Here is a 16,238-nt window from a genome sequence, read left to right on the forward strand (position 1 = left end):
TGCGGGCGCTGTCCGAGGCACGGCCTAGGGTGGCCTCGTGCGTGAGAATCTACGAACCCCGCCCGAGCTGGCCCCCGGCACCCTCCGCGTGACCCCGCTCGGAGGCTGCGGCGACGTCGGCCGCAACATGACCAGCTTCGAGATCGACGGACGCATCCTGCTGGTGGACGCCGGCGTCCTGTTCCCGGACGACTCGCAGCCGGGCGTCGACCTGATCCTGCCGGGCCTGCATCTCATCTCGGACCGACTGAACGACATCGAGGCCCTGATCCTCACCCACGGCCACGAGGACCACATCGGCGCGGTCCCGTACCTGCTGCGCCGGCGTCCGAACATCCCGATCTTGGGCACGCGGCTGACGTTGGCGCTGGTCCGCAGCAAGCTCAAGGAGCACGGCATCCGCAACCACGACCTGCGCGAGGTCGCGGACGGCGAGCACGTCACCCTCGGCGGCTTCGCGTGCGAGTTCCTGCCCGTCAATCACTCGATTCCGGACGCCGTCGCGGTCGTCATCACCACCCGCGGCGGGACCGTGCTGCACTCGGGCGACTTCAAGATGGACCAGCTGCCGCTCGACAAGCGCCTCACCGACCTGCGCGGCTTCGCGCGGGCCGGCGAGAAGGGCGTCGACCTCATGCTGGTCGACTCGACGAACGCCGAGACGCCGGGTTTCACGACCTCCGAGATCGACGTGGCCCCGGCCATGGAACGGGTCTTCGCGAAGGCGTCCGCGAAGATCATCGTGGCCTGCTTCAGCTCGCACGTGCACCGGGTGCAGCAGGTGCTCGACCTCGCCCACGCCACCCGCCGCAAGGTGTGTTACGTCGGCCGCTCGATGGTCCGCAACATGACGATCGCTGCCGAGCTGGGCTACCTGCACGTGCCCGGCGACACCCTGATCGCGCTCGACGACCTCGACCGCTACCCGGACGATCGCGTCGTCATCGTGTCGACCGGCTCGCAGGGCGAGCCGCTCAGTGCGCTGTCGCGGATCGCCGCCAAGGAGCATCCGGTCATCGAGGGATGCCCCGGCGACGTCGTGCTGCTGGCGTCCTCGCTGATCCCCGGCAACGAGATGTCGGTGTCGCGGGTGATCAACGGGCTCACGCGCAACGGCGTCAAGGTCGTTCACAAGGGCAATGCGCTCGTCCACGTCTCGGGCCACGCCTGCGCCGGCGAGCTGCTGTACGTCTACAACATCGTCAAGCCGCGCAACGTGATGCCCGTCCACGGCGAGCTGCGCCAGCTGAAGGCCAACGCCGACCTGGCGATCGCCACGGGCGTCGAGCCGCGGCACGTGTTCGTGGTCGAGGACGGCACGGTGGTCGACCTGCGCAAGGGCCGCGTCCAGGTCGTCGGACGCCTCGAGTGCGGCTACATCTTCGTCGACGGTTCGACCGTCGGCGACATCACCGACGCCGAGCTCGAACACCGCCGGATCCTCGGCGAGGAGGGGTTCATCTCGGCGATCGCCGCCGTGAACCTGCACTCGATGGAACTGGTCAGCGAGCCGCAGATCACCGCGCGCGGCTTCGTCGAGGGCGATGCCGTCTTCGACGAGATCGCGGCCGAGCTGTCGGACGCCCTCCGCGCGGCCCTGGCCGACGGCGCGGAGGACACTCATGAGCTGCAGCAGCTGATGCGCCGCCGGATCGGACGTTGGGTGAGCCGGACCTACCGGAGGCGTCCGATGATCGTGCCGGTCGTCATCGCGACCTGAGCCCAATGACGGCCACCCTCGGGGCGGGGGGCGGCGGTGGCGCAGGAACCGGGGCCAAGTGACGCCACCAGCTACCCAGGACCACCCCCATCAGCGCCAGCAGGCCGTAGGCGAACCCGTAGGGCAGGGCTGACTCGTTCAGTGAGCTGAGCGCAGCGGGAATCCAGAGCAGGGCGCTGGCGAGGACCAAGGGCCAGACCCAGCCTCGTTCGCGCCCGGCGACCCCGCCGATCACGAGCGCCGCCAGCGGGCACACGACGAACAGGTAGGTGAGCTGCAGCCCGAGCGAGTCGAGTTCGGCACCGGCCTGTGGGGCAACCAGTTCAGTGAGCTTGGCTACCAGGGGCAGCGAGAAGTAGACGCCCGCGAGGACCAGGGACGGGACGATCGCGTCGCGTAGCGCTCGAGTGTGTCGTTGCATGGTGTGCATTTGAGGCTCCTTCGTGGGGGTGATGGCCACGCTATGGAGTCGTCGCGCGGCGCATCAGAGTCGGTGACCGCCGGGGAACCTGGGGCCGGGCAGGCGTCCCCCTGATTTCGCCACGGCTGGCCGCATCGGATACCATCGACCGGTTCCCTGTCGTGGGGAGCCAATCCCCATCGGCCCCTCGGGCCGGTTCCGAGACTGCAAGGAGAGCTCCGAAGTGGCTGCCGTGTGTGACATCTGTGCCAAGGGCCCGAGCTTCGGGCACAACGTGCCTTGGTCGAAGAAGAAGACCAACCGTCGTTGGGATCCGAACATCCAGCGCGTCCGCGCCGTCGTGAACGGCACGCCGGTGCGCATGCACGTCTGCACGTCGTGCATCAAGGCTGGCAAGGTCAGCCGCTAGTTCCCAGTCGACAAGGGCCCGCTCGTCTGAGCGGGCCCTTGTCGCGTCCGGACGGCGCCGCGCGGTCGGCGTCCGCCTGACGCCCGTGCCGCCGCGGAGGAATCCCGGGCCGCCGCGGACGGGAGGACCGCGGAGCGCGGGACGGGTCTGACTGTCCGAGCCACCCCATAAACTCAGCCGCGTGAGACCCGCGTTGAGGCTCGTTGAGGACGCCGCCCTGTCGCCTTGGCGTACCGAGATGTTTCGACGCCTGAACGCGCCGCTCGCGCTCACGGTCGGCGCGAAGGCGGCGAAGGCGTTCGAGTCGGTTCGGGTCCAGACGGTGGGCGATCTGCTCAAGCATCTGCCGCGCCGCTACCTCGCCGGCACCGAGCTCACGGACCTCAGCTCGCTGGAAGAGGGCGAGCTCGTGGCCGTCATGGCCAAGGTCACGCGCGTCGAGGTGAAGACGGCGAAGTACGGCTCCCAGGGGCGTCCGAGCAGCCGCGTCGAGGCGGTGTTGAGCGACGGTCACGGAGTCCTGACGGCCACGTTCTTCGGCAAGCCGCACCTGTGCGAGTGGTGGCGCAAGCAGCTCGGGCACGGCGTCCGCGGACTGTTCGTCGGCAAGGTCGGCAGCTTCCGCGACGCGCTTCAGATGTCGCATCCCAAGTTCATCATGTTGGACGCCGACGGCTCGGTCGTCGGACGGTCCGAGGAGGACGAGCGCATCGTCGAGCTGTCGCGTTCGGGGCTGGTGGGCATGTACCCCGCGACCGCCAAGCTGCCGACCTGGACGATCGCCGAGTGCGCGCGCATCGCGCTGGAGACGGTGCAGGACGCCGACGACCCGTGGCCCGAATGGGTGCGCCAGGAGGGCCACGTGATTGGCTTATCGGACGCCTTCGCCGGGGTGCACCGTCCGCGTGGGATGGGCGACGTAGACGCCGGGAGCGACCGGCTGCTGTTCGACGAGGCGTTCAGCGCTCAGCTGACGATGGCCTACCGGCGGGCCGAGAACGCCCGGCATTCCGCGGGGCCGCGCCGACGGCGTCCGAACGGGCTCTTGGACGTCTTCGACGCACGGCTGCCGTTCACGCTCACGGCGGGCCAGGTGGAGGTGAGCGAGGCGATCTTCGCCGACCTGGCGCGCGAGCGTCCCATGCAGCGGCTCCTGCAGGGCGAGGTCGGGTCGGGCAAGACCCTCGTGGCACTGCGGGCGATGCTGGCGGTCGTGGACGCCGGCGCGCAGTGCGTCCTGCTGGCGCCCACCGAGGTGCTCGCGCACCAGCACTTCCGCACGATCACGGGCCTGCTCGGCGACCTGGGTGCCGGACGCACCCTCGGCGCGGCCGACGAGGCCACCGATGTCGTCGTCGTGACCGGCTCGATGACCGCGATCGCCAAGCGCAACGCCCTGCTGAAGGCTGCCTCGGGCGAGGCGGGCATCGTGATCGGCACGCACGCGCTGCTGAACGAGCGCACCCAGTTCGCCGAGCTGGGGCTCGTCGTCGTCGACGAGCAGCACCGCTTCGGCGTCGAGCAGCGTGCCCAGCTGACCGACCGGGCCGAGGCGCGTCCGCACGTGCTGGTGCTGACGGCGACCCCGATCCCGCGCTCGGTGGCGATGACGGTCTTCGGAGACCTCGAGGTCTCGACCCTGGCGGAGCTTCCCGGGGGCCGGGCCGACGTCTCGACGACGGTGGTCGACGGGCTGCGGCAGCCGGCTTGGGTCGAGCGCGCTTGGGGGCGCGTCCGGGAGGAGGTCGCCCAAGGCCGTCAGGTGTTCGTCGTCGCGCCGCGGATCGCGTCCACCGACGACAAGCTGGGCGACGGCACCACGCGGCACTACCTGGGGGTCGCCGAACTGCACGAGCGCCTCAGCGTCGGCGAACTCGCGGGGCTTCGGGTCGGCATGCTGCACGGCCAGCTGCCCACCGACGACAAGGACCGGGTGATGGCCGAGTTCGCCCGGGGGGCCCTCGACGTCCTCGTGGCCACGACCGTCATCGAGGTCGGCGTGGACGTCCCGAACGCGGCGATGATGATCGTCTGGGACGCCGATCGCTTCGGCATCTCGCAGTTGCATCAGCTGCGCGGACGCATCGGCCGCGGCGAGCACCCGGGCGTCTGCCTGCTGGTCAGCCACGCGCCGTCGGACGCCGACAGCTGGCTCCGCCTCCGGGCCGTCGCGTCCACCCGCGACGGCTTCGAGCTCGCCGAACTCGATCTCGCCCAGCGCCGCGAGGGCGACGTGCTCGGCGCGGACCAGTCGGGCGGCCGATCGTCGCTGCGCCTACTGAGGGTTCTCGAGCACGGCGAGGTGATCGCCAGGGCGCGCGCGGTGGCCGAGAGGGCCGTGGCTCTCGACCCGGACCGGACGACTCCTGGCTTCGCCGACGCCGTCACCTACACCGAGCAACTGTCCGACGGTGACTGGATCGACCGCAGTTGAGTTCTAGCCGCTGGTGAGCGAGTAGTCCTTCTCGGGTTCGGGGCCGAAGTGGAACTGGCGTCCGGTGACCTCGGTCGGCACGATGCGCACCCAATGGGTCTTGACGATAGGCACCCAGGGGCGCAGGGGCAGCGTTTCGAGATGGTCGATCTCGCTGTCGCCGCGGACCTGCTCGGCCGCTCCGCGGGCGATGACGCTCCAGCCCCCCGTGCCGTCCCAGCCGTCCACCTCGAAGGCCACCTCGGAGCCGATGGTGACGGTGAAGAGCTTGGTGCCCTCGGCGGTCCGGAAGACGATCGAGCGTCCGTCGGTGACGAAGTTGATGGGGAAGATCTCGGGATGGCGGTCGACGCAGGTGACGAGGCGTCCGACCTTGCAGCCGGACAGCACGGCCCAGCACTGGTCGTCGGTGAGGTTGACAACAGGATCTGGGGCAGCGTTCATGGGGAGCTTTCTACTCCGGCTGCGTTCGCCGCGCAGGGTTTCCATCAATAAGCTCACGCCCATGTCCCGGATCGTTGCGGGTCGCCGCGGCGGCCAACGGCTGGTCATGCCGCCCCACGACCGCACCCGGCCGACGTCCGACCGCGTCCGGGAGTCCGCGTTCAACCTCATCGCAGCCTGGGCCGGGACCGCGGGGGAGCCCGCCGACACCCAGCTCGACCGGTTCTCGTTCCTCGACCTGTTCGCCGGCTCGGGCGCGGTCGCCCTCGAGGCCGCCAGCCGAGGCGCCGGGCCGGTCGTGGCCGTCGAGAAGGACGCGCCCACGGCGTCCGTCGCTCGCCGGAATGTCTCCACGCTGGGGCTCGCCGTCGACGTCGTGGTCTCCTCGGTGGACGCCTACCTGGCCGAGCGGGCCCGGCGTCCGTTCGACATCGTCTGGCTGGACCCTCCGTACGCCCTCGACTCGGACGCCGTCGCTCGCGTCGGCGCCCGCATCGTCGAGAGTGGCTGGTTGGCGGGCGACGGGCTGATCGTCACCGAACGGTCCGCGCGGGACGTCGCTCCTCCGTGGCCTACGGTCCTGCGTAACACGTGGTCGCGGCGCTACGGTGAGACCACGTTGTACTTCGCCACCCAGGAGGTCGAATGAGGGCCATCTGCCCGGGCTCGTTCGATCCTGTGACGTACGGGCACCTGGACATCATTGATCGCGCCCACGCCATGTTCGGCGAGGTCCTCGTCGCTGTCGGCCGCAACAGCGCCAAGAACTACCTGTTCGACGCTCAAGAACGGGTCGCCCTGCTCAAAGACGCCCTAGGCGCCCGGGACGGCATCGAGGTCGTCGTGCTGGAAGGCCTGTTGGTCGACTTCAGCAGAGCCCACGGGTGTGGGGTGATCGTGAAGGGCGTCCGGTTCGCGGGCGATTTCGAGTTCGAGCTGCCCATGGCGCAGATGAACAGCCGGCTGACCGGGATCGAGACCGTGCTGCTTCCGGCGACAACTCGCTGGGGAGCCGTGTCGTCGACCATCGTTCGCGAGGTGGCGTCATACGGTGGCGACGTGTCAGAGTTCGTTCCGGCAAGCGTGAACACCGCCATCAGGGACAGGGTCGCCCAACGCAAGGAGGCAAAGTCATGACGCAGTCAGCAGCCGATCTGGTTGCCGCGATCAAGACGCTCGTCGAGCAGGCGAAATCCGTGCCGATGTCGGCGTCCTGCATGGTCAACCGGTCCGAGGTGGTCGGGCTCCTCGACCAGGCCATGTCGGCCGTGCGTGAGGAGCAGGACGCCGCGACCAAGGCGTCCGGTGCCGAGGCGATCGCCGCAGCCCAGGCGGAAGCCCACCAGATCGTGGCGGACGCGCGCGCCGAGGCCGAGCGGATCGTGACCGAGGACGAGTTGCACGCCGAGGCCGTGGCGAAGGCGTCCGAGCTCACGGATCGCACGAAGTCCGAGACGGACGCCCTGAGGCGCGAAGCGGACGCCTACGTGGACCAGCGCATGGCCGAGCTTGAGGCCTACATGTCCAAGACGCTGAACCAGCTGAAGACCATGCGTTCGCGCCTGTCGGAGCGCTCCGGCCTGGACGACCCCACGGACGCCTGAGCCGTTTTGCCGCCCCATCGGCGGCACGGTAGTCTTGCCCCTCGGTTATGGCGCTGTCGTGCCAAGGGTGAAGGGGCGTTACGGTGCATCGCGTTCTTGACCCGCGTTCCGGGCTCGTATTCGACATTCACGATATGGGTCGCCACGCGGGTGGGATGAAGCAGGTGCAACGGGAAACCCCGGCTCCCGAGGGCTTTGGCAACGACGTAATCGGGGTACCCGTGGGCTCTCCCATCCAGCTCGATCTCATGCTCGAGGCGGTCGTGGAGGGCGTCCTGGTCACCGGCGTCGCCGAAGTCCGGCTCGCCGGGGAGTGCGCTCGGTGCTTGAAGCCGCTCGTCTCGTCCGAGACGGTGGACGTTCAAGAACTGTTCCTCTTCCCGGACAAGGACTCCGAGGACGACGAGGCCAGCCGCGTCGAGGGAGACTTCGTCGATCTCGAGCCCGTCCTGAGGGACGCGGTGGTGCTCGACCTGCCGTTCATTCCGCTGTGTTCAGCGGACTGCGCAGGGCTCTGCCCCCGGTGTGGGGCCGACCTCAACGCAGATCCCGAACACGGTCACGCCGGTGAAGTCGACCCTCGTTGGGCCGCCCTCACCGACTGGGCGAACGACAACGGATAGTGATCCCCAGGCCTTCCGGCCGATACGAGGAAAGAGTTTGACGTGGCTGTTCCCAAGCGGAGGATGTCCCGCTCCAACACGCGCTCGCGCCGCTCCCAGTGGAAGATGGCGGCCCCGACGCTCGTGACGTGCGCCAACGCGGCCTGCCGCGAGAAGCACCTGCCGCACACGGCGTGCCCCGCCTGCGGTCAGTACGGCCCCCGCGCGTCGCGTCGGCAGATCCTCGAGCCGTGAGCGACGCGGCTGACAGCCGCATCCAGATCTTGCTAGGCGAGCTGGGGATCGGAGTCGATCCCCAGCTCGTTGAGCTTGCCCTGACACACCGTTCGTGGGCGTTCGAGCACGACGCTGCTCCGCACAACGAGCGTTTGGAATTCCTCGGTGACTCCGTGCTCGGGCTCGTGGTCACCGAGCACCTGTACCGCCACTACCCCGACTACACCGAGGGTCGCCTGGCCAAGTTGCGCGCCGCGGTCGTGTCGACCGCGGCCCTCGCCGTGCGGGCTCGTGAGTTGGACCTGGGCCGCCTGATCCGCCTCGGCCGCGGCGAGATCCTGACCGGCGGTGCGAACAAGGATTCGATCCTCGCCGACACGATGGAGGCCCTGATCGGGGCCGTCTACATCTCGGCCGGCCGGGACGCCGCGACGACGTACGTCCACAGCATCGTCGACGAGATGATCACGGTCGCTGACACCAAGGGCGCCGCTTTGGAGTGGAAGATGTCGCTCCAGGACCTCTGCTCCGAACTCGGTCTGGCGATGCCCACGTACGTGCATGAGGCGTCCGGACCAGACCACGACAAGCGCTTCGAAGCGCGGGCGTCCATCGGGGGCGTCCTGTACGACGGTTCCATCGGTCGCTCGAAGAAGGAGGCTGAGCAGGGGGCTGCTCAGTTCGCCTACGAGGCCATTCTGGCCGGCCGCGCGAAGGCGTCCGAGTTGGATCAGACGGACGTCCTGCAGGACGCCGCCACCGACGGCTGATGCCTGAGCTGCCCGAGGTCGAGACCGTCAGGCGCGGTCTCGCGTCCGTCGTCACGGGCCGTCGGGTGGACGCCGTGAGCGTCCTCCATCCGCGTCCGGTTCGGCGTCACGCTGCCGGGCCCGAGGACTTTGCCGCCACCTTGACCGGACGCCGCTTCGGCGAGCCGCGCCGGCGCGGCAAGTACTTGTGGTTGCCGCTGGAGGACGGCGATGCGGTCCTGGCGCACCTCGGGATGAGCGGCCAGTTCCGGGTGGACGCCCCCGCCGCCGAGCTGCCGCGCAACACGCGCGTCCTGTTCAACCTGGACGACGGGCGTCAGCTGCGCTTCGTCGACCAGCGGATGTTCGGCGGCCTGTCGGTGAGCCCGGGCGGCGCGGAGCTACCGGACGAGGTGGCCCATATCGGACGCGACCTGTTCGATCCCGACCTCGATGTCGACGCGTTGGTCGCCCGCATCCGGCGGCGGGGGAGCGGCATCAAGCGGGTGCTGCTCGATCAGACGGTGACGTCCGGCATCGGCAACATCTACGCGGACGAGGCGCTCTGGCACTCGGGCGTCCACTACGACCATCCGGCGGACGGACTCGCGCCGCGTCGCGTCCGGGCACTGCTGGACGCCGCGCGCGACGTCATGTCGGACGCCCTCACCGTCGGCGGCACGTCGTTCGACGCGCTGTACGTCAACGTGAACGGCGAATCGGGCTACTTCGATCGGACGCTGAACGCCTACGGACGCGAGGGCCTGCCGTGCGCGCGCTGCGGGACGCCGATCGTCCGCGAGCACTTCATGAACAGGTCGTCCTTCTTCTGCCCACGCTGCCAGACCGTGCCCAGGCGCGAGAGCTGACTTCGTCCAAACACCAGCACCACGCAGCGATGCAGTTCGTCGCGGTGAGGCTCACTGTTGATGAAGTGGCCGCCCTGGACGCCATCGCGGGTCGGGACAGCGTCAGCCGCTCTGAGGCGATCCGACGCGAACTGGCTCACGTCGCGGCGTGAAGGTCCACCCGAACGCACTCAAGCACGGCGTCAGTCACGAGGACGCGGTGCAGGCGGCCGACGGGGGACGAACTTGCGCCGACGGCGTCCACAGGAGGCCACCGCTAGACTCTCGCGCTTGTGAGGCGCCTCTACGACCAGCATGGGATCGTGCTGCGCCAGTTTGTGAAATTCGGACTGGTCGGCGGCGCCGGCGTCGTGGTGAACATGATCGTCACGGTGATCCTCAACAAGCTCAACGGCGGCACCGTCAACGCTCAGCGCGTCCTCATCTCGCTGCCCGGCACGCCGTACAACATCCGCTACACCACCTTCGTCTGGATCGGCGCCTTCTGCGTCGCCGTGGTGTTCAACTTCGTGCTGAACCGCTACTGGACGTTTAGGCACGGCGACAAGGCGCCCTTCTGGCACGAGTTCTGGCCGTTCGTCGCGGTCGGCTCGGTGGCGGCCGTCGTCGGGATCTTCATCAAGATCGCGCTCACGAACCCGATCTCGCCGCTCGTCCTGCCCGAGCCGTACTGGCACGAAAACGCCGGCCTGCAGTCGCGCGAGTATTGGAGTCAGCTCATCACCATCGTCGTCACGATGCCGATCAACTTCATCGTGAACAAGCTCTGGACGTTCACCTCGGTCCGCGACCGCCACTCGGCGAAGTCCGCCTGACGGCTCGCGATCGTTAGGGTGTGAGCCGTGTATCTGAAGAGTCTGACGCTGCGGGGATTCAAGTCCTTCGCATCGGCGACGACCCTGCTGTTCGAACCGGGGATCACCGCCATCGTCGGGCCCAACGGATCCGGTAAGTCCAACGTCGTGGACGCCCTGAGCTGGGTCATGGGCGAGCAGGGCGTCAAGTCCCTACGCGGCGGCAAGATGGAGGACGTCATCTTCGCCGGCACGGCCGGACGCGCCCCCCTCGGCCGCGCCGAGGTTGCCCTCACCATCGACAACTCCGACGGCGCCCTGCCGATCGAGTACACCGAGGTCACGCTCAAGCGCACGATGTTCCGCTCGGGCGGCTCCGAGTACGCGATCAACGGCCACCCCGCCCGCCTCCTGGACGTCCAGGAACTCCTGTCCGACTCCGGCATCGGACGCGAGATGCACGTCATCGTCGGTCAGGGCCAGCTGGACGCGATCCTGCAGGCCACGCCCGAGACCCGCCGCGGCTTCATCGAGGAGGCCGCCGGCGTCCTGAAGCATCGCAAGCGCAAGGAGCGCGCCCTCCGCAAACTGGAGTCGACCCAGGTCAACCTCGATCGCCTCCAGGACCTGTTGGCCGAGATCCGCCGCCAGCTCAAACCTCTTGGACGCCAAGCCGAGGTCGCGCGCAAGGCGGCGGTCGTCCAGGCCGAGCTGAGGGACGCGAAGGCGCGGCTGCTCGCCGATGACTACGTGCTGGCCACCCTGGCGCTGGAGTCCGAACTGGCGGCGGAGGCGTCCCTGCGTCAGCAGCGACTCGACCTCGAGGCCGCCCTGGAACGCGCCCGCGACGACGAGGCCGCCGCCGAGCGGGCCGCTCAGGCGTCCGCTCCCGCGGTCGCCCGCGCGCAGGAGACCTGGTACGCGCTGGCAGCCCTCAAGGAGCGCATCTCGTCGACCCGCGCGATCGCGTCCGAGCGCGTCCGCAACGCGGCGAACGTGACCATCGATGATCGCCGCGGACGCGACCCGGAGGCGATCGAGGCGGAGGCGTCCGAGATCAAGGCCGCCGAGGACGCCTTGGCGGCCGAGATCGCCCAGCTCGCCGAGGCGCTGAAGGCGGCCACCGCGGAGGTCGTCGCCACGGAGTCGGCCCATGCGGCCGCCGAGAAGACGTACGCGGCCCAGGTCCGGGCCATCGCCGACCGCCGCGAGGGCCTCGCCCGGCTCACCGGCGAAGTGAACTCGCTCAAGTCGCGCACCGACGCTGCCGAAGGCGAGATCGGACGCCTCGCAGCGTCCGCCGCCGAGGCGCGCGATCGCGCCGGGCTGGCCCGCAAGCGGTTCACCGACCTCGAAGTCCAGATCGCGGGGCTCAGCGAGGGCGAGTCCAGCCTGGACGCCGACTACGAGGCCGCCGAAGCTGAGCGGGGCGCGGCCGAAGCGCAGCTCACCGAGCTTCGCCACGCCGAGCAGCGGGCAGCCCAGGAGCGCGCCGCGCTGGCCGCCCGGCTGGACGCTCTCAAGCTGGGCCTCGACCGCAAGGATGCCTCGGCCGCGCTGCTGGCGGCGTCCGACCGGGTCGGGGGCGTCCTCGGCTCCGTCGCGGCCCTGTTGACCGTGCGGAACGGCTACGAACAGGCCGTCGCGGCCGCGCTGGGCGGCGCCGCGGAAGCCGTCGCCGTCGTCGGTCTCGACGCGGCCGTGACCGCGTTCGACCACCTCAAGGCGGACGACCTGGGGCGCGCGGGCCTGCTCGTGGGCGGCGCCCGCGCCGCCGACGATCGCGCGTCGTGGCCGGTTCTGCCCGCGGGGGCGTCCTATGCCGCGGATGCTGTCGAGGTCGACGAGGGGCTGCGGCCGAGCGTCGTGCGGCTGCTGCGCAAGGTGGCCGTGGTTGACGACCTGCCCGCGGCCCGCGCGCTGGTCGCCGCCCTTCCGGACATCTCGGCGGTGACGAGGGACGGCGACCTGCTCAGCGAGTGGTTCTCCTCGGGTGGGTCGTCGGCGAAGCCCTCGCTGATCGAGATCCAAGCAGCCGTCGATGAGGCGTCCGAGCGCCTCGTCGCCGCCCACAACGAGGTCGAACGGGTCGGCTTCGCGCTGGCCGCCGCGAAGGTCGTCCTGGACGCCGCCGCCGAGCGGTCGGAGGCGGCCCTCGCGCGCCTCAACGAGTCGGACGCCGCCTTCTCGGCCCTCGCCGAGGAGTTCGGACGCCTCAAGCAGACGATGGCCGCCGCCGTCGCCGAGGCCGAGCGCTTTGACGCGGCCATCGCCAAGGCCGAGGCGTCCAGGGTCGCGGACGCCGAGCGCCTGGCTGCGCTGCAGCTGCGCCTCGAACTCGCGTCCGAGCAGACCGAGGTCGCCGAGGCGGACCCGACCGAGCGCGACCGGCTCGCCAAGGCGTCCAGCCAGAAGCGCCAAGCCGAAATGGAGGCGCGGCTCGCCCTCCGCACCACCGAGGAGCGCGCCCGCGCGCTCGCCGGACGCGCCGACTCGCTGATCCGCGCGGCCCAGGCCGAGCGCCAGGCCCGCCAGCAGGCGGCGCAGCGACGGGAGCAACTGCTGCGCGAGGCCGAGGTGGCGAAGGCCGCGGCGGCGGCGTCCGACTGGCTGTTGACGATCGTCGCCTCCTCGCAGCTCGCCGCCGGCGAGGTGCGCACGGCGGCCGAGCGCGAGCGGCAACAGGCGGACGCCCACGTGACGGCCGCGCGCCAGGCGTCGCGCGAGCTCGCCAAGCAGTTCGAGTCGCTGGTCGACACCGTGCACCGCGACGAACTGGCCCGCGCCGAGCAGCGGATGCGGGTCGAGGCGCTGGCGTCCAAGGCCCTCGACGAACTCGGTCTGACGCCCGAGGTGCTGACCGACGACTACGGTCCGGACAGCCTGATTCCCGTGCTGACCAGGCCGGACGGGTCCGCTCTGACCGATGAGGACGAGACGCCGGATCCGGTGCCCTACGTCCGCGAGCAGCAGGAGAAGCGGCTGCGCGCCGCCGAACGCAACCTGCAGACCCTCGGGCGGATCAACCCGCTGGCGCTCGAGGAGTTCGACGCCATGCAGGAGCGCCACGCGTTCCTCGCCGAGCAGCTCGAGGACCTCCGCCAGACCCGCTCCGACCTGGCCGGGATCATCGACGAGGTGGACGCCCGCGTTCAGCAGGTGTTCGCAGAGGCCTACGCCGACGTCGAGGCGGCCTTCGCGGCGTCCTTCGCGCGCCTGTTCCCGGGCGGCGAGGGACGGCTCATCCTGACCGAGCCGGGGCAGTGGCTGACGACGGGCGTCGACGTCGAGGCGCGTCCGGCGGGCAAAAAGGTCAAGCGCCTGTCGCTGCTGTCGGGCGGCGAGCGATCACTGGTGGCCGTGGCTTTCCTGGTGGCGCTCTTCAAGGCCCGCCCGAGCCCGTTCTACATCCTCGACGAGGTCGAAGCCGCCCTGGACGACGTCAACCTTGGCCGCCTGCTCGCCATCTATGAGGAATTGCGCGAGAACAGCCAGATGCTGATCATCACCCACCAGAAGCGCACGATGGAGGTCGCCGACGCTCTCTACGGCGTCACGATGCGCGAGGACGGAGTGTCGACGGTCATCAGTTCGCGGCTCCGCGACGGGTAGCAGGTAGAATGACCGTCGAAATCCTTCGAAGGAGCTTTGTTTCGTGCTGCCCACCATCGTCGCGCTGATCTTGATCGTGCTGCTGGCCATCGCCGTCGTCGCCATGGTCGTTGTCGGCATGGAGGGCGCAGGCCGGCACCGCATCCCCGAGGTCGCACACACGCTGGCCCGCGCCGGCAAGCACCTGAACGGTGAGGCTGATCCGCCCGCTGGCCTGGTCGCGTTCTTTGAAGAGGTGGAGGACAGCGCCGAGGCGCTGCGCCGTCGTACGGCGTCCGCGCGCTCCGCATTGTCGGCCAAGTCGGCCAGCACGGCGCGGTCTGCTCGGACGGCGATCTCGGCTCGCTCGGCCGCGTCGGCGCGGTCCGCCGCGCGTCCGGACGAGGATCCGGTCGAGCGGCCCTCGGTCACGTCCGATGCCTCTCCGGCTCCCCGGACCTGGGCGAAGGTCGCTGACCCGGCTGTGCAGCCGACCGTCGCGTCCGTGACCGGCGAGGCGGCCGAGGCGGCCGCACCGGCGTCGTCGAACGCCTGGACCACCTGGACCGCCGAGAACTCCTAGCCCTTGGCGGCGCCGGGCCCTGCCCTCCCGCTCGCCTAAGCTGACCGCGTGGAACTGCCTCTGCTGATAGCCGCGATCGTCGCGGTCGCCCTCGTGATCGTCGTCGCGGGCGTGATCGTCTCGATGAACCGAACCCGTCGACTCGCGTCCCGACGCCCGTCTGAGCTTCCGTCCGCGAGCGTCCCGTCGGTCGAGCCGGACGCCGACGCGCCGGCTACGTCGTCGGCTGAGGAGCGCGCCCCCGAGCCTGCCCCGGACGCCCCTTCTATCGAGGCTCCCGAACGTGCCAGCACCCGGATGTCGCGGCTGCGCCGTCGGCTGGCCGGCAGCAACAACGCGCTGGCATCCGCGCTGCTGGGCCTGCTCGCCCGCGACCGCATCGACGAGTCCACGTGGGACGACGTCGAAGAGACGCTCATCACCTCTGACCTCGGTGTAGGACCCACCACAGAACTGATGGGCAACCTGCGCCGCGAGCTGTCGATCGACGGCGTCCAGGATCCGGCCGTCGCCCGCGCCAAGCTGCGCGCCGAACTCATCAAGCTTGTTGACCCGACCCTTGACCGCGGCCTGCGCATCACCGGCGCGGACGGTCAGCCCGGCGTGGTCATGGTTGTCGGGGTCAACGGCACCGGCAAGACCACCACCATCGGCAAGATCGCCCGTCTGCTGGTCGCCGAGGGCAGGACCCTGGTGCTCGGCGCGGCCGACACGTTCCGCGCGGCGGCGGCCGATCAGCTGGCCACGTGGGGATCGCGCGTCGGCGTCCAGACGGTGCGAGGCCCCGAAGGTGGGGACCCGGCGTCCGTGGCGTTCGATGCCGTGGCCCAAGGCGTCGCGCAGGGCGTCGATGTGGTGCTGGTCGACACGGCCGGACGCCTCCACACCAAGACGGGCCTGATGGACGAGCTCGGCAAGATCAAGCGCGTCATCGAGAAGAAGGCACCCGTGACCGAGGTGCTGCTGGTGATCGACGCGACGACGGGCCAAAACGGCCTCATCCAGGCGCGCATCTTCTCCGACGTCGTGGCCGTGACCGGCATCGTGCTGACCAAGCTGGACGGCTCCGCCAAGGGCGGCATCGTCGTCCAGGTGCAGCGGGAGCTGGGCGTCCCGGTGAAGCTGATCGGGCTGGGAGAGGGCGCCGACGACCTGGCGCCGTTCACCGCCGAGGGCTTCGTGGACGGGCTGCTCGGCGCGTGAGCGTCGTGATCCGGCGAGCGACCCGGAACGATGTGCCCGCCATTTTGGCCATCTACAACGACGCCGTCGCGACGACGACCGCGACCTGGGACCACGGGCCGGTGACCCTCGACGATCGGCTTGCCCGGTTCGACGCCGCCCAGGCCAACGGCTGGGCCCTCCTCGTCGCCGAGCAGGCCGGACGCGTCGTCGGCTGGGGCGCGTGGGCGCCGTTCCGCGCCAAGGCGGGCTGGTCGAAGACCATGGAGCACTCGGTCTACCTCGCCCCGGACGCCCGCGGCGCCGGCATGGGACGCCTGATCATGGAGGCCCTCATCGACGCCGCCCGGGCGTACGGCGTCCACGTTCTGATTGGTGTCCTGGACGCCTCGAACGAGGCGTCCGTGCGGCTGCACGAGCGCCTAGGCTTCGTCGAGGTCGCCCGGATGCCTCAGGCCGGCTTCAAGTTCGGACGTTGGCTGGACGCCACGTTCGTCCAGATGATCCTGGACGCCGACGCGCCGCCCGCCTGAGCCCGTCGACCCTTGACTGGGCGCCGTGACGTCCGCTCTGGGTGATCGGGACGCCGTCCGGCTCCA

17 protein-coding genes are annotated in these 16,238 nt (G+C 70.0%); 15 read left to right on the forward strand and 2 right to left on the reverse strand.

Going from position 1 to position 16,238, the window contains the following annotated elements:
- The first annotated feature begins 37 nt into the window (after positions 1-37).
- Positions 38-1,720 carry a ribonuclease J gene (locus FN821_RS04410; RefSeq protein ID WP_206661984.1) on the forward strand — a complete coding sequence of 561 codons (1,683 nt, stop codon included), beginning with the start codon at positions 38-40 and terminating at the stop codon, positions 1,718-1,720.
- On the opposite strand, the gene FN821_RS04415 is transcribed toward FN821_RS04410, so the two are convergent.
- Entirely contained in the window at positions 1,707-2,150 is a 444-nt protein-coding gene (locus FN821_RS04415; RefSeq protein ID WP_131171271.1) for a hypothetical protein, read from the reverse strand. The genes FN821_RS04410 and FN821_RS04415 overlap by 14 nt on opposite strands.
- 214 nt (positions 2,151-2,364) lie before the next feature.
- Here FN821_RS04415 and rpmB point away from each other — a divergent pair, with 214 nt between their 5' ends.
- Positions 2,365-2,550 (forward strand): 50S ribosomal protein L28, encoded by a 186-nt coding sequence (rpmB, locus tag FN821_RS04420; RefSeq protein ID WP_131171270.1) that lies wholly within the window; start codon positions 2,365-2,367, stop codon positions 2,548-2,550.
- Between the two features lie 238 nt (positions 2,551-2,788).
- Positions 2,789-4,984 (forward strand): ATP-dependent DNA helicase RecG, encoded by a 2,196-nt coding sequence (locus tag FN821_RS04425; protein WP_131171269.1) that lies wholly within the window; start codon positions 2,789-2,791, stop codon positions 4,982-4,984.
- 3 nt (positions 4,985-4,987) lie between these two features.
- Here FN821_RS04425 and FN821_RS04430 read toward each other — a convergent pair whose 3' ends face one another.
- Positions 4,988-5,428, reverse strand: a complete 441-nt coding sequence (locus FN821_RS04430) for a pyridoxamine 5'-phosphate oxidase family protein (RefSeq protein WP_131171268.1) — start codon at positions 5,426-5,428, stop codon at positions 4,988-4,990.
- 61 nt (positions 5,429-5,489) lie between these two features.
- Here FN821_RS04430 and FN821_RS04435 point away from each other — a divergent pair, with 61 nt between their 5' ends.
- The 12 genes from FN821_RS04435 (at position 5,490) to FN821_RS04495 (ending at position 16,172) form a co-directional block, all read left to right on the forward strand.
- A complete protein-coding gene (locus tag FN821_RS04435) occupies positions 5,490-6,077 on the forward strand; it encodes an RsmD family RNA methyltransferase (protein WP_131171267.1) in 588 nt (195 codons plus the stop codon).
- Positions 6,074-6,565: a pantetheine-phosphate adenylyltransferase gene (gene coaD, locus FN821_RS04440; protein ID WP_131171266.1), complete on the forward strand. Its 492-nt coding sequence runs from the start codon at positions 6,074-6,076 to the stop codon at positions 6,563-6,565. Before FN821_RS04435 ends, coaD begins: the two co-directional genes overlap by 4 nt.
- Positions 6,562-7,032, forward strand: a complete 471-nt coding sequence (locus FN821_RS14170; protein WP_165489234.1) for a hypothetical protein — start codon at positions 6,562-6,564, stop codon at positions 7,030-7,032. Before coaD ends, FN821_RS14170 begins: the two co-directional genes overlap by 4 nt.
- A gap of 134 nt (positions 7,033-7,166) precedes the next feature.
- On the forward strand, positions 7,167-7,655 hold the full coding sequence (locus FN821_RS04450) for a YceD family protein (RefSeq protein WP_131171265.1): 489 nt from the start codon (positions 7,167-7,169) through the stop codon (positions 7,653-7,655).
- A gap of 42 nt (positions 7,656-7,697) precedes the next feature.
- On the forward strand, positions 7,698-7,889 hold the full coding sequence (gene rpmF, locus FN821_RS04455) for a 50S ribosomal protein L32 (RefSeq protein WP_131171264.1): 192 nt from the start codon (positions 7,698-7,700) through the stop codon (positions 7,887-7,889).
- Complete coding sequence (gene rnc, locus FN821_RS04460; RefSeq protein WP_206661983.1) at positions 7,886-8,641, forward strand: ribonuclease III; 756 nt, start codon at positions 7,886-7,888, stop codon at positions 8,639-8,641. Before rpmF ends, rnc begins: the two co-directional genes overlap by 4 nt.
- Complete coding sequence (mutM, locus tag FN821_RS04465) at positions 8,641-9,489, forward strand: bifunctional DNA-formamidopyrimidine glycosylase/DNA-(apurinic or apyrimidinic site) lyase (protein ID WP_131171263.1); 849 nt, start codon at positions 8,641-8,643, stop codon at positions 9,487-9,489. Before rnc ends, mutM begins: the two co-directional genes overlap by 1 nt.
- A 302-nt stretch (positions 9,490-9,791) precedes the next feature.
- Entirely contained in the window at positions 9,792-10,304 is a 513-nt protein-coding gene (locus FN821_RS04475) for a GtrA family protein (protein WP_241660085.1), read from the forward strand.
- Between the two features lie 27 nt (positions 10,305-10,331).
- On the forward strand, positions 10,332-13,895 hold the full coding sequence (gene smc, locus FN821_RS04480) for a chromosome segregation protein SMC (protein WP_131171262.1): 3,564 nt from the start codon (positions 10,332-10,334) through the stop codon (positions 13,893-13,895).
- A 43-nt stretch (positions 13,896-13,938) separates the two neighbouring features.
- Complete coding sequence (locus FN821_RS04485; protein WP_131171261.1) at positions 13,939-14,457, forward strand: hypothetical protein; 519 nt, start codon at positions 13,939-13,941, stop codon at positions 14,455-14,457.
- A gap of 48 nt (positions 14,458-14,505) precedes the next feature.
- Positions 14,506-15,660 carry a signal recognition particle-docking protein FtsY gene (gene ftsY, locus FN821_RS04490; RefSeq protein WP_131171260.1) on the forward strand — a complete coding sequence of 385 codons (1,155 nt, stop codon included), beginning with the start codon at positions 14,506-14,508 and terminating at the stop codon, positions 15,658-15,660.
- Positions 15,657-16,172: a GNAT family N-acetyltransferase gene (locus FN821_RS04495; protein ID WP_131171259.1), complete on the forward strand. Its 516-nt coding sequence runs from the start codon at positions 15,657-15,659 to the stop codon at positions 16,170-16,172. The genes ftsY and FN821_RS04495 overlap by 4 nt, the downstream gene beginning before the upstream one ends.
- Positions 16,173-16,238: the final 66 nt, after the last annotated feature.

Origin of the sequence: Propioniciclava tarda, from assembly GCF_900182665.1 — a bacterium.
Lineage (GTDB): Bacteria > Actinomycetota > Actinomycetes > Propionibacteriales > Propionibacteriaceae > Propioniciclava > Propioniciclava tarda.

Bases quoted from the DNA above. Each gene is read 5' to 3' on its own strand.
- mutM (WP_131171263.1), top strand. From the start codon at position 8,641: ATGCCTGAGCTGCCCGAGGTCGAGACCGTCAGGCGCGGTCTCGCGTCC.
- coaD (WP_131171266.1), top strand. From the start codon at position 6,074: ATGAGGGCCATCTGCCCGGGCTCGTTCGATCCTGTGACGTACGGGCAC.
- FN821_RS04450 (WP_131171265.1), top strand. From the start codon at position 7,167: ATGGGTCGCCACGCGGGTGGGATGAAGCAGGTGCAACGGGAAACCCCG.
- FN821_RS04415 (WP_131171271.1), bottom strand. From the start codon at position 2,150: ATGCACACCATGCAACGACACACTCGAGCGCTACGCGACGCGATCGTC.
- FN821_RS04435 (WP_131171267.1), top strand. From the start codon at position 5,490: ATGTCCCGGATCGTTGCGGGTCGCCGCGGCGGCCAACGGCTGGTCATG.
- FN821_RS14170 (WP_165489234.1), top strand. From the start codon at position 6,562: ATGACGCAGTCAGCAGCCGATCTGGTTGCCGCGATCAAGACGCTCGTC.
- FN821_RS04430 (WP_131171268.1), bottom strand. From the start codon at position 5,428: ATGAACGCTGCCCCAGATCCTGTTGTCAACCTCACCGACGACCAGTGC.
- FN821_RS04425 (WP_131171269.1), top strand. From the start codon at position 2,789: ATGTTTCGACGCCTGAACGCGCCGCTCGCGCTCACGGTCGGCGCGAAG.